The 12,403-nt window shown below is 69.2% G+C and carries 11 protein-coding genes; 7 read left to right on the top strand and 4 right to left on the bottom strand.

The window, feature by feature from the left end; genetic code table 11:
- Positions 1-122 precede the first annotated feature (122 nt).
- The 5 genes from A5680_RS13090 (at position 123) to A5680_RS13070 (ending at position 5,515) form a co-directional block, all read left to right on the top strand.
- Entirely contained in the window at positions 123-1,031 is a 909-nt protein-coding gene (locus A5680_RS13090) for an ACP S-malonyltransferase (protein ID WP_055405266.1), read from the top strand.
- An 81-nt stretch (positions 1,032-1,112) separates the two neighbouring features.
- Positions 1,113-1,457, top strand: coding sequence for a meromycolate extension acyl carrier protein AcpM (gene acpM / locus A5680_RS13085; protein ID WP_055405267.1), 345 nt, complete (start codon positions 1,113-1,115; stop codon positions 1,455-1,457).
- Complete coding sequence (gene kasA / locus A5680_RS13080; protein WP_055405268.1) at positions 1,454-2,704, top strand: 3-oxoacyl-ACP synthase KasA; 1,251 nt, start codon at positions 1,454-1,456, stop codon at positions 2,702-2,704. Before acpM ends, kasA begins: the two co-directional genes overlap by 4 nt.
- Before the next feature lie 82 nt (positions 2,705-2,786).
- The gene (gene kasB, locus A5680_RS13075; protein WP_067819946.1) at positions 2,787-4,046 is read left to right on the top strand and encodes a 3-oxoacyl-ACP synthase KasB; all 1,260 of its coding nucleotides are present in this window, start codon (positions 2,787-2,789) and stop codon (positions 4,044-4,046) included.
- Between the two features lie 47 nt (positions 4,047-4,093).
- Positions 4,094-5,515 (top strand): acyl-CoA carboxylase subunit beta, encoded by a 1,422-nt coding sequence (locus tag A5680_RS13070; RefSeq protein ID WP_055405270.1) that lies wholly within the window; start codon positions 4,094-4,096, stop codon positions 5,513-5,515.
- Positions 5,516-5,541: 26 nt separating this feature from the next.
- Here the strand turns inward: A5680_RS13070 and A5680_RS13065 are convergent, their stop codons facing one another.
- Genes A5680_RS13065 through A5680_RS13055 form a run of 3 tightly spaced genes read right to left on the bottom strand, consistent with a single transcriptional unit; the run spans position 5,542 to position 9,268 of the window.
- Positions 5,542-7,098 (bottom strand): FAD-dependent monooxygenase, encoded by a 1,557-nt coding sequence (locus tag A5680_RS13065; RefSeq protein WP_067819944.1) that lies wholly within the window; start codon positions 7,096-7,098, stop codon positions 5,542-5,544.
- Between the two features lie 53 nt (positions 7,099-7,151).
- Entirely contained in the window at positions 7,152-8,696 is a 1,545-nt protein-coding gene (locus A5680_RS13060) for a glycerol-3-phosphate dehydrogenase/oxidase (protein ID WP_067819941.1), read from the bottom strand.
- Complete coding sequence (locus A5680_RS13055) at positions 8,693-9,268, bottom strand: TetR/AcrR family transcriptional regulator (protein ID WP_067819939.1); 576 nt, start codon at positions 9,266-9,268, stop codon at positions 8,693-8,695. Before A5680_RS13055 ends, A5680_RS13060 begins: the two co-directional genes overlap by 4 nt.
- 47 nt (positions 9,269-9,315) lie before the next feature.
- Here A5680_RS13055 and A5680_RS13050 point away from each other — a divergent pair, with 47 nt between their 5' ends.
- Positions 9,316-10,896: an FAD-binding oxidoreductase gene (locus A5680_RS13050; RefSeq protein WP_369827660.1), complete on the top strand. Its 1,581-nt coding sequence runs from the start codon at positions 9,316-9,318 to the stop codon at positions 10,894-10,896.
- The gene (locus A5680_RS13045; protein WP_067819933.1) at positions 10,893-11,795 is read left to right on the top strand and encodes a diacylglycerol kinase; all 903 of its coding nucleotides are present in this window, start codon (positions 10,893-10,895) and stop codon (positions 11,793-11,795) included. Before A5680_RS13050 ends, A5680_RS13045 begins: the two co-directional genes overlap by 4 nt.
- Positions 11,796-11,802: 7 nt before the next feature.
- Here the strand turns inward: A5680_RS13045 and A5680_RS13040 are convergent, their stop codons facing one another.
- On the bottom strand, positions 11,803-12,315 hold the full coding sequence (locus A5680_RS13040; RefSeq protein WP_055405156.1) for a DUF3145 domain-containing protein: 513 nt from the start codon (positions 12,313-12,315) through the stop codon (positions 11,803-11,805).
- Between the last annotated feature and the right edge of the window lie 88 nt (positions 12,316-12,403).

The following is a 12,403-nucleotide window of genomic DNA, read 5'->3' as shown; positions in this document are numbered from 1 at the left end:
GCGGCACGGTATCGAACATGTAGCTTACGGAGCTATTTTGTTGGGAGTGCACAAAAACCTAAGACGAGGTTCATAATCTGTTACACCCGCCAAAACCGTTTCCACAGTGTTCTCTTAAACACGTGATTGCATTGCTTGCGCCCGGACAGGGTTCGCAGACCGAGGGGATGCTGTCGCCGTGGCTCGAACTGCCCGGTGCCGCAAACCAGCTCGACCTGTGGTCGAAGGCCAGCGGCCTCGACCTCGTCCGGCTGGGCACCACCGCGTCGACCGAAGAGATCACCGACACCGCGGTCACGCAGCCCCTGGTCGTCGCGGCCACCCTGCTGGCCCACCAGGAGCTCACCAAGCGCGGCCTGCTGTCCGACGCGGACCTCATCGTCGCCGGCCACTCCGTGGGCGAGATCGCGGCCTACGCGATCGCCGGTGTGATGGCCGCCGATGACGCCGTCGCGCTGGCCGCCACCCGCGGCGCCGAGATGGCCAAGGCCTGCGCAATCGAGCCGACCGGCATGTCCGCGGTGCTCGGCGGCGACGAGGCCGAGGTGCTGGCCCGCCTCGAGCAGCTCGACCTGTTCCCCGCCAACCGCAACGCCGCCGGCCAGATCGTCGCCGCCGGCCCGCTGACGGCGCTGGAGAAGCTGGCCGAGGACCCGCCGGAAAAGGCCCGGGTGCGCGCCCTCGGCGTGGCCGGGGCGTTCCACACCAAGTACATGGCGCCGGCCCTCGACCGCTACGCGGCCGCGGCGGCAGCCGTCGCGACCGCCGAACCCACCGCCACGCTGCTGTCCAACCGCGACGGCCAGCCCGTCGCCTCGGCGGCGGCGGCGATGGAGGCGCTGGTCGCCCAGCTGACCCAGCCGGTCCGCTGGGACCTGTGCACGGCAACGATGCGTGACCGGGAGATCACGGCGGCCGTGGAGTTCCCGCCCGCGGGCACTCTCACCGGTATCGCCAAACGCGAACTTCGGGGGGTTACGACCCGCGCCGTCAAGGCACCCGCAGACCTGGACGCACTGGCCGAACTCTAAGCCGCATCCAGTACAACCACATACCGCTGGAATAAGAACGCTCTGTTCGATTAACACAACACATTACGAAGGGAAGAGGCTGTGGCCGTAAGTCAGGAAGAAATCATCGCCGGTATCGCGGAGATCATCGAAGAGGTCACCGGTATCGAGCCGTCGGAGGTCACCCCGGAGAAGTCGTTCGTCGACGACCTGGACATCGACTCGCTGTCGATGGTTGAGATCGCCGTGCAGACCGAGGACAAGTACGGCGTGAAGATCCCGGACGAGGACCTCGCCGGTCTGCGCACCGTCGGTGACGTCGTGTCCTACATCCAGAAGCTCGAGGAAGAGAACCCCGAGGCTGCCGAGGCCCTGCGCGCCAAGCTGGAGACCGAGAACCCCGAGGCCGTCGCGAACGTCAAGGCGAGGATGGAAGCGGACCAGTGAGCAAGCCTTCCACTGCTAATGGCGGTTACCCCAGCGTTGTGGTAACCGCCGTCACGGCGACGACATCGATCGCGCCGGACATCGAGAGCACGTGGAAGAGTTTGTTGGCCGGCGAAAGCGGCATCCGCGTACTCGAGGACGAGTTCGTCAGCAAGTGGGACCTGCCCGTCAAGATCGGTGGCCACCTCAAGGAGCCCATCGACGAGCACATGAGCAGACTCGACTTGCGGCGCATGTCGTACGTCCAGCGGCTGGCGAAGTTGCTCAGCACGCAGCTGTGGGAGTCCGCCGGCAGCCCGGAGGTCGACCCCGACCGGTTCTCGGTTGTGGTCGGCACCGGTCTCGGTGGCGCCGAGAGGATCGTGGAGAGCTACGACCTGATGAACGAGGGTGGCCCCCGCAAGGTGTCGCCGCTCGCCGTTCAGATGATCATGCCCAACGGCGCCGCGGCGGTGGTGGGCCTGCAGCTGGGCGCCCGCGCCGGGGTCATCACTCCGGTGTCGGCGTGCTCGTCCGGGTCGGAGGCGATCGCGCACGCGTGGCGCCAGATCGCAATGGGTGACGCCGATTTCGCCGTTTGCGGCGGTGTCGAGGGTCCCATCGAGGCGCTGCCCATCGCGGCGTTCTCCATGATGCGGGCCATGTCCACTCGCAACGACGAGCCCGAGCGTGCATCTCGGCCGTTCGACAAGGACCGCGACGGCTTCGTGTTCGGCGAGGCCGGGGCCCTGATGATCATCGAGACCGAAGAGCACGCCAAGGCCCGCGGCGCCAAGCCGCTGGCCCGGCTGATGGGTGCCGGCATCACGTCGGACGCGTTCCACATGGTGGCGCCCGCGGCGGACGGCGTGCGCGCCGGCCGGGCAATGCAACGGTCGCTCGAGTTGGCTGGCTTGTCCCCCAAGGACATTGACCACGTCAACGCCCACGGGACGGCAACGCCCATCGGCGACACCGCCGAGGCGAACGCCATCCGGGTCGCCGGCTGCGAGCAGGCGGCGGTCTACGCGCCGAAGTCGGCGCTGGGCCACTCCATCGGCGCGGTAGGCGCGCTGGAATCTGTTCTCACGGTATTGAGCCTTCGGGACGGCGTGATACCGCCAACTCTCAATTACGAAACCCCAGATCCAGAGATCGACCTTGATGTTGTCGCGGGCGAACCTCGCTACGGCGATTTCCGTTACGCCATCAACAACTCGTTCGGATTCGGTGGCCACAACGTGGCGCTCGCCTTCGGGCGGTACTGAGGCTGGATGGTGGTGATCGCTTCGCCCGGCCCACCGGGCTTGGCGATCACCACCGAGTACGGAAGGAACGTTTGCAAGACCCATGACAGAGCTGGTTACCGGGAAAACGCTCCCGAACGTGGTCGTCACTGGCGTTGCCATGACGACCGCACTGGCAACTGACGCCGAGAACACCTGGAAGTTGTTGCTGGACAGCCAAAGTGGTATCCGCAAGCTCGAGGACCCGTTCGTCGAGGAGTTCGACCTGCCGGTGAAGATCGGTGGGCACCTGTTGGAGGAATTCGACAGCCAGATGACCCGCGTCGAGCTGCGCCGGACGGGTTACCTGCAGCGCATGTCGACCATCTTGAGCCGGCGGGTCTGGGAGAACGCCGGCTCCCCCGAGGTCGACGCCGACCGCTTGCTGGTGTCCATCGGCACCGGCTTGGGTTCGTCGGAGGAGATGGTTTTCAGCTACGACGACATGCGCTCGCGCGGCATGCGGGCCGTCTCTCCGCTCGGTGTGCAGAAGTACATGCCCAACGGCGCCGCGGCGGCGGTGGGGCTGGAACGGCACGCCAAGGCCGGCGTGATCACCCCCGTGTCGGCGTGCGCGTCGGGCTCCGAGGGTGTCGCCCAGGCCTGGCGCAACATCGTGTTCGGCGAGGCCGACATCGCCATCTGCGGTGGTGTCGAGACCAAGATCGAGGCGGTGCCGATCGCGGCGTTCGCCCAGATGCGCATCGTGATGTCGACGAAGAACGACGACCCGGTGGGCGCCTGCCGCCCGTTCGACCGGGACCGCACCGGCTTCGTGTTCGGCGAGGCGGGCGCGCTCATGGTGATCGAGACCGAGGAGCACGCCAAGGCTCGCGGGGCCAACATCCTGGCCCGGATCATGGGCGCCAGCATCACCTCGGACGGCTACCACATGGTGGCGCCGGATCCCAACGGCCTGCGGGCCGGGCACGCGATGAGCCGGGCGATTCAGCTCGCCGGCCTCACGCCTGGCGACATCCACCATGTGAACGCCCACGCCACCGGTACCTCGGTGGGTGACGTCGCCGAGGGCAAGGCGATCAACAACGCGTTGGGTCCCCATGGCGGCAACGCGGCCGTCTACGCGCCCAAGGCGGCGCTGGGCCACTCGGTCGGCGCCGTGGGTGCGGTCGAGTCGATCCTGACCGTGCTCGCCCTGCGGGATCAGGTCGTTCCGCCGACGCTGAACCTGGAAAACCTCGACCCGGAGATCGACCTGGACGTGGTGGCGGGTAAGCCGCGGCCGGGTAAGTACGACTACGCGATCAACAACTCGTTCGGATTCGGCGGGCACAACGTCGCGATCGCCTTCGGGCGGTACTGACCATCGCCGCCCCAGCAGAGAGCACACCGGAGAACAGGAGACCTGCGATGACAATCATGGCCCCCGCGTCGGTCGGCGAGTCGCTCGACCCCAGGGACCCGTTGCTGCGTCTGAGCAACTTCTTCGACGAGGGCAGCGTCGAGCTGCTGCACGAGCGTGACCGCTCGGGCGTGCTTTCTGCGTCGGGCACCGTCAACGGCGTGCGCACCATCGCGTTCTGCACCGACGGAACCGTGATGGGCGGCGCCATGGGCGTCGAGGGCTGTGCGCACATCGTGAACGCCTACGACACCGCCATCGAGGAGCAGAGCCCGATCGTGGGCATCTGGCATTCCGGCGGCGCGCGCCTGGCCGAGGGTGTGAAGGCGTTGCACGCCGTCGGCACCGTCTTCGAGGCGATGATCCGCGCGTCCGGGTACGTCCCGCAGATCTCGGTGGTCGTCGGCTTCGCGGCCGGCGGCGCCGCCTACGGGCCGGCGCTGACCGACGTGATCGTGATGGCGCCGGAGAGCCGGGTGTTCGTCACCGGGCCCGACGTGGTGCGCAGCGTCACCGGCGAGGACGTCGACATGGCGTCGCTCGGCGGCCCGGAGACCCACCACAAGAAGTCCGGCGTGTGCCACATCGTCGCCGACGACGAGCTCGACGCCTACGAGCGGGGCCGCCGGCTGGTCGGATTGTTCTGCCAGCAGGGGCATTTCGACCGCACCAAGGCCGAGGCCGGTGACACCGATATCCACGCGCTGCTGCCCGAGTCGTCCCGGCGGGCCTACGACGTGCGTCCGATCGTGACCGCGATCCTGGACGACGAGACCCCGTTCGACGAGTTCCAGGCCAACTGGGCGCCGTCGATGGTGATCGGCCTGGGCCGGCTGTCCGGCCGCACGGTGGGCGTCCTGGCGAACAACCCGTTGCGACTGGGCGGCTGCCTGAACTCCGAAAGCGCCGAGAAGGCCGCGCGTTTCGTGCGGCTGTGCGACGCGTTCGGCATCCCGCTGATCGTGGTCGTCGACGTGCCGGGCTACCTGCCCGGGGTTGACCAGGAGTGGGGCGGCGTGGTGCGCCGCGGCGCCAAGCTGCTGCACGCCTTCGGCGAGTGCACGGTCCCGCGCGTCACGCTGGTCACCCGAAAGACCTACGGCGGGGCCTACATTGCGATGAACTCGCGGTCGCTCAACGCGACCAAGGTGTACGCCTGGCCGGACGCCGAGGTCGCGGTGATGGGCGCCAAGGCCGCCGTCGGCATCCTGCACAAGAAGAAGCTGGCCGCCGCGGCGGATCACGAGCGCGAAGCGCTGCACGACCAGCTGGCCGCCGAGCACGAGAAGATCGCCGGTGGCGTGGACAGCGCCATCGAGATCGGCGTGGTGGACGAGAAGATCGACCCCTCGCACACCCGCAGCAAGCTCACCGAGGCGCTGGCCCAGGCGCCGGCACGCCGCGGCCGCCACAAGAACATCCCGCTGTAGGTCCCCTTCTGCTCGCGGCGTAAGGGCTAGCGGCCGAGGATCTCCGTAACCGCTTGGCGCAGCGCGCCTTCCGGGTCCGCGGGCATGGCGTCGGCACGCCACCCGACGAAATCGTCGGGGCGCACCAGCAGGGCGCCGTCGGGCGCAAGCCCGGTGATCGCGGTCCACTCGTCGCTCTCGATGCGGTGCGCGGCCACCGACATCGAAGCCGCGGCGGCACACCAGCGTTCGTCGCCGGTGAGCACGGTGAACCCCGGCCCCAAGAGGTCGAGCGTCGAAACGCCGTCGCGCACCCACACGTGCGGGACGCGGGTGCCGGGCTGGCCGCGCAATTCTTCGACCAGTGACACGGCGTCGGGATCCGGCGGACCCGGATCGTCGGAAATCACTGCGGCCGAATGGTATTGGTAGCCGATCAGCAGCGCAAACATCGGCGCCTCTTCGTCTGGTGGCAATAGCGGCCGGTTATCGTCCAACCGCAGGAAAGCCAGCGACGGCCCGGTTAGCGACTGGCGCGCGTTGAACCGCCCGACCGGGTGCCGCTCGGCATGGTAGGTGCCCAACAAGACCGGGTCGGCGCTCCCGTTCAAGACCGCGGCCAGCTTCCAGGCCAGGTTGTGCGCGCTCTGGATGGCGGTGTTGGCCCCGCCAGCCTTGAACGGCGGCATGGTGTGGGCCGAATCGCCGACGAGAAACACTCTGCCGCAGCGGAATTGGTCGGCAACCCGCTCGTACGGCTGCCACGGCGCGACGTCGATGATCTCCACGTCGATCGGCTCGCCGATCGCTTTCGTCAGCATCTCGCGGCACCGCTGCGCGGTGAACTGTTCGGCGGCTTCGCCGCGGGCGGGAAAGTAGGTGTTGATGAACATGCCGAAGTCGTCGCGCACCGGCAGAAAGATGCCCTCCACGTCCGGGTTTTTCACTTGGATGCCGTCGCCCGCATCGAGGTCGCGGGCGAATTGACGCCACGGCGCACGGAAGTAGACGAACACGACATAGATCGGCAGTGCCCCGTAGCCGGAGGTGCTCACGCCCAGCGCGTCGCGGATCGGGCTGTGCACGCCGTCGGCGGCGACGAGGTAGTCGGCGCGTACCGTCTCGGTCGCGCCCGACTCGCGATCGCGGATGACCGCGGTGACGCCGCTTTCGTCCTGGTCGAACGAGCCCAACTCCGTGTTGTAGCGCGCCTCGCTACCGTGCCGGCGGATGTAGGTGAGCAGGATCGGTTCGAAGGCGCTCTGCGGGCAGTACTGGCCGCCGGGCTCCGGGCTCAGATCCTTGAACGGCGCGAAGATCGCGTTGACGTCGAGCGCCTGTCGCTGTTCGGCGCTGTTGAGCGTCGGCCTGCTCAGCATGTCGGAAACGCCGTGGGCGATCGCGTGGACCTCGTCGGCCAATCCGAGGCCGCGCAGGATCTCCAGGCTGCGGAAGCTCAGATTGCGGGCTTTCGGGTAGATGAACACCTCGCGCCGCTTTTCGACCACCAGCGAGCGAACACCGTGTTTGGCCAGCAGCGCAGAGGTCGCGAGGCCGCCGGCACCGGCGCCGACGATGAGGACGGGCACCTGTGTGGTTGTCATTCAAAAAATGATAGTCCATGTCATTAAACATTGACTATCGAAATGCTGGAGCCTCAGCCGAACTGCCCCACGAACTCCTCGGCGACCGCCAGCGCGCGCTCCCGCTCGGACTCCACCAGCCCGATGCGGGTCCGCCGGTCCAGCAGGTCGGAGGCGTCGAGCGCGCCCTCGTGGGTGATGGCGTACTCGAATTCCGCCCGCGTGACGTCGATGCCCTCGGCGATCGGCTCCGTCGGGCGCTTGCAGGTCGCGGTCGCGATGACCTTGGCCGCCTCCGCCCCGTACCGCTGCACCAGCGACGCCGGCAGCTCGACGGCCGGGCCGGCGGCGGGCGTCCCCGGGTTGGTGGACGCCCCGATCAGCGCCAGGTCGTTGGTTCGGCACTTCGCGGCCCGCAGGCGCCGCAGGCTGACCGCGCGGTCCAGCACGTCCTGGGCCATGTAGCGGTATTCGGTCAGCTTGCCGCCGATCACGCTGATGACCCCGGACGCCGACTCCACCACCGCGTGCTCGCGCGAGACGTCGGCGGTGCGGCCCTCGCCGGTGTCGATCAGCGGCCGCAGCCCCGCGTAGGCGCCGATGACGTCGGACGGGCCCAGCGCGACGCCCAGGGCGGTGTTGACGGTGTCCAGCAGGAAGGTGACCTCGTCGGCCGACGGCGTGGGCACGTCCGGGATCGGTCCGGGAGCGGCTTCGTCCGTCAGCCCCAGGTACACCCGGCCCAACTGCTCGGGCATGGCGAACACGAACCGGTTGAGCTCGCCGGGTATCGGAATCGTCAGCGCGGCAGTGGGATTGCCGAACGCGGCCGCATCGAAGACGAGGTGGGTGCCGCGGCTGGGCCGCAGCCGCAGCAAGCCGTCGATCTCGGCCGCCCAGACCCCCGCGGCGTTGATGACCGCACCGGCGGAAACGTCAAACGCCTCCCCGGTGCGCTGGTCGGTCAGCCGCACCGAGGTGCCGGTGGCGTGCGAGGCCGCCACGTAGGTCAGGATCCGCGCGCCGTGCTGCGCGGCGGTGCGCGCGACCGCGGTGACCAGTCGGGCGTCGTCGATCAACTGCCCGTCGTAGGCCAGCAGTCCCCCGTCCAGGCCGTCTCGCCGAACGGTCGGCGCCATCCGCACGACGCGATCGGGACCGATCCGGCGCGAGCGGGGCAGGGTCGCCGACGACGTGCCCGCGAGCATGCGCAGGGCGTCGCCGGCCAGGAATCCGGCGCGCACCAACGCCCGCTTTCCCCGGCTCATGGACGGCAGCAGCGGGACCAGCTGCGGCATGGCACGAACGAGGTGAGGGGCGTTGCGGCTCATCAGGATTCCGCGCTCGACGGCGCTGCGGCGGGCGATCCCCACGTTGCCGGTCGCCAGGTAGCGCAGGCCGCCGTGGACCAGTTTGGAGCTCCAGCGGCTGGTGCCGAAGGCCAGGTCGTGCTTTTCCACCAGCGCCACGCGCAGCCCCCGCGATGCGGCGTCCAGGGCGATGCCGGCGCCGGTGATGCCGCCGCCGATCACCACGACGTCCAGCGGCTCGCCGTCGGCGAGCGCGGTGAGGTCGGCGGCCCGGCGGGCGGCGTTCAGCGCGGTGGGATCGGCGATCACGACAGGTATCCGTTCAGCGAGTAGGCGAGTTCGCGGGCCAGCGTGTCGGCGTCCAACAGCGGCTCGACGATCTGCGCCGACTGAATGGTCGACTGGGCGATCAGCAGCACCATGGTCGCCAGCTGAACCGGGTCGCCGGCGCGGACGCTGCCCTTGCGCTGGGCCACCCGCAACCGGTCGGCGAGGGCGTCGATCAGCATGTGCTGGCTGGTCCCGAGCCGCTCGGTGATGTAGATCGGCGCCAGCTCCGAGTGCAGCACCGACATCACGAGCCGGTCCTCGCGAAGCAGGTTGGCCACCGTAACGATCTGTCGCACAAGCGATTCCCGGTCGTCGCCGAGCAGCGGGGCGTCGCGCATCACCTCGGTGATGTGGCGGGTCAACAGCGCCGCGACTATCGACTGGGTGTCCGGCCAGCGCCGGTAGACCGTGGGCCTGCTGACGCCGGCGCGGCGCGCGATCTCGGCCAGCGTCACCCGCTCGACGCCGTAATCGACCACACAGCTGGCCGCCGCCGCGAGGATGCGCTCGCCGGGGTCCACGCGGGTGCGTGCGTTACTGATTGACAGCATATGTAATACTGTAACGCATGACGCAACCCGAGGGTCTCCTCCCCCCGATGAAATGGAACGCGTGGGGGGATCCCGCCGCGGCCAAGCCGCTCTCCGAGGGCATCCGCAGCCTGCTGAAACAGGCGGTCGGCATCGACGATGCGCCCGGGGCCGAACTCGAAGCGGACCAGGTGCGCCTGCGCCCGTCGGCGCTGTCGCATGAGGATCGCGAGGCGCTGGCCGGCATCGTCGGCGCGCCGTACTGCCGCACCGACGACCGGGACCGGTTGCTGCACGCGGGCGGGAAGTCGACGATCGACCTGCTGCGTCGCAAGGACCCGGGCGTGCAGGACGCGCCCGACGCTATCCTGCTGCCCGGTGATGACGACGACGTCGCCGCGGTCCTGGGCTACTGCTCCGAACACCGCATCGCCGTCGTCCCCTTCGGCGGCGGCACCAGCGTGGTCGGCGGTTTGGACCCCATCCGCGGGGCGTTCCACGCGGTCGTGTCGCTCGACCTGCGCCGCCTCGACCGGTTGATCTCCCTCGACGAGGTGTCCGGCCTGGCCGTGTTCGGCGCCGGCGTCACCGGGCCCGACGCGGAGCGCATGCTTGGCGCCCAGGGCTTTTCGCTCGGCCATTTCCCGCAGAGCTTCGAGTACGCGACTATCGGCGGATTCGCCGCCACCCGCTCGTCCGGGCAGGACTCGGCGGGTTACGGCCGATTCAACGACATGGTGCGCGGGCTGCGCGTCGTCACCCCGGCGGGCACCATCGACCTGGGTCGCGCGCCGGAATCCGCCGCCGGTCCCGACCTGCGTCAGCTGATGATCGGCTCGGAGGGCGCCTTCGGCGTCATCACCCAGGTGCGGCTGCGGGTGCACCGGGCGCCCGAAACCGTCCGCTACGAGGCGTGGTCCTTCCCCGACTTCGAGACCGGCGCCGCCGCCCTGCGCGCCGTCACCCAGACCGGCACCGGCCCCACCGTCATCCGGCTCTCCGATGAGGCCGAGACCGGGGTCAACCTGGCCACCACGGACGCGATCGGCGAAAGCCAGATCACCGGCGGCTGCCTGGCCATCACCGTGTTCGAGGGCACCAAGGAACACGTCGAAAGCCGGCACGCCGAAACCGCCGCCCTGCTGGCCGCCCACGGCGCGACATCGCTGGGCGAGGCACCGGCGCGGGCCTGGGAGCACGGCCGGTTCGGCGCGCCGTACCTGCGCGACTCGCTGCTGTCGGCGGGCGCGCTCTGCGAAACGCTCGAGACCGCCACCGACTGGTCGAACGTTCCGGCGCTCAAAGCCGCTGTGACGCAAGCGCTTACCGATGTGCTCGCCGAGTCCGGCACCCCCGCGTTGGTGATGTGCCACATCTCGCACGTCTACCCCACCGGCGCGTCGTTGTACTTCACCGTCGTCGCCGGGCAACGCGGCAACCCGATCGAACAATGGCTGGCCGCCAAGAAGGCCGCGTGCGACGCCATCATGGCCACCGGCGGAACCATCACCCACCACCACGCGGTCGGTGCCGACCACCGGCCCTGGATGCGCGACGAGGTGGGCGAGCTGGGCGTGCAAATCCTGCGCGCGGTCAAGGCGACCCTGGACCCGGCCAGAATCCTCAACCCCGGCAAGCTGATTCCATGACCGAGATCGCCAAGGTGATCGCGCTGACCAATCCCGTGTCGGGGCACGGCGCGGCGATCCGGGCGGCCCAGCTCGCGATCGCCCGGCTGCACCAACGCGGCGTCGAGGTCGTCGAGATCATCGGCGACGACGCGCAAGACGCGCGGCACCTGGTGAGCGCGGCGCTGGAGAAGGGCGCCGACGCGGTGATGGTCACCGGCGGCGACGGCGTGGTTTCCAACGCGCTGCAGGTGCTCGCCGGCACCGACGTTCCGTTGGGCATCATCCCGGCGGGCACCGGCAACGACCACGCCCGCGAATTCGGCATTCCCACAAGGGATCCCGAGGACGCCGCGGATATCATCGTCGACGGCTTCACCGAAACCATCGACCTCGGGTGGATTCGCGACGGCGACGGGGCCACCAAGTGGTTCGGCACCGTGGCGGCCACCGGATTCGACTCGCTGGTGACCGACCGGGCCAACCGGATGCGCTGGCCGCACGGGCGGTTGCGGTACTACCTCGCGATGCTCGCCGAGCTGTCGCAGCTGCGCCTGTTGCCTTTCCGCTTGGTGCTCGACGGGACGCGGGAGATCGATGCCGACATCACGCTGGCGGCCTTCGGCAACACCCGCAGCTACGGCGGGGGCCTGCTGATCTGTCCCAACGCCGACCCCACCGACGGCCTGCTCGACATCACGATGGCGCATTCAGCGTCGCGTACGAAGCTGGTGCGCCTGTTCCCCACCGTCATGAAGGGCACGCACGTCGACCTCGACGAGGTGACCACCGCGCGCGCCAAGACAATCCACGTCGAATGCTCCGGCATCAACGTCTACGCCGACGGCGACTTCGCCTGCGCGCTGCCCGCCGAGATCACCGCGGTTCCGGGCGCCCTGCGCATCCTGCGCCGCGCCTGACACCCAGCTAGCCGACGCCCCGGCTCAGCCAGGTCACCTCGCCGACCTCGCCGCCGTCGCGGTACGCCTCGAGGGCGTCGTCCCACGCCGTGCCCAGCACGGTGTCCAACTCGGCGGCAAGGGTGTCGGCGCCCTGCGCCATCAGCGCCCGCAGCCGCATCTCGCCGACCATGACGTCGCCGTTGGCGCTCATCGCCCCGCTCCACAGGCCGAGCTGCGGGGTGTGGCTGAACCGCTGGCCGTCGACTCCGGGGCTGGGATCCTCGGTGACCTCGAACCGCAGCACGGACCAGGAGCGCAGGGCGTTCGCCAGCCTGGCGCCGGTGCCCACCGGCCCGACCCAGTTGGTGACCGCGCGCAGCTGCCCGGGCATGGCCGGCTGGGGCGTCCAGGTGAGGTTCGCCTTCGCCCCAAGGGTCGACGACAACGCCCACTCGACATGCGGGCATACCGCCGCCGGCGAGGCGTGCACGTACACCACGCCAGTCGTCACGTCGGCGAATTGATTCGACGCACGCATTTCCTGCTCCTTCGGTTCCGCGAGGGACGTCTTCCCCAACGACCTGGCGGGACCTGGCGAGCAGGATGTCTAACTATTTTGTGTGTCG

It is taken from the genome of Mycobacterium sp. E2989 (assembly GCF_001667595.1).
Taxonomy (GTDB): domain Bacteria; phylum Actinomycetota; class Actinomycetes; order Mycobacteriales; family Mycobacteriaceae; genus Mycobacterium.
The sequence above is the reverse complement of the archived record's forward strand: the minus strand, read 5'-3'. Positions and strand labels throughout refer to the sequence as shown.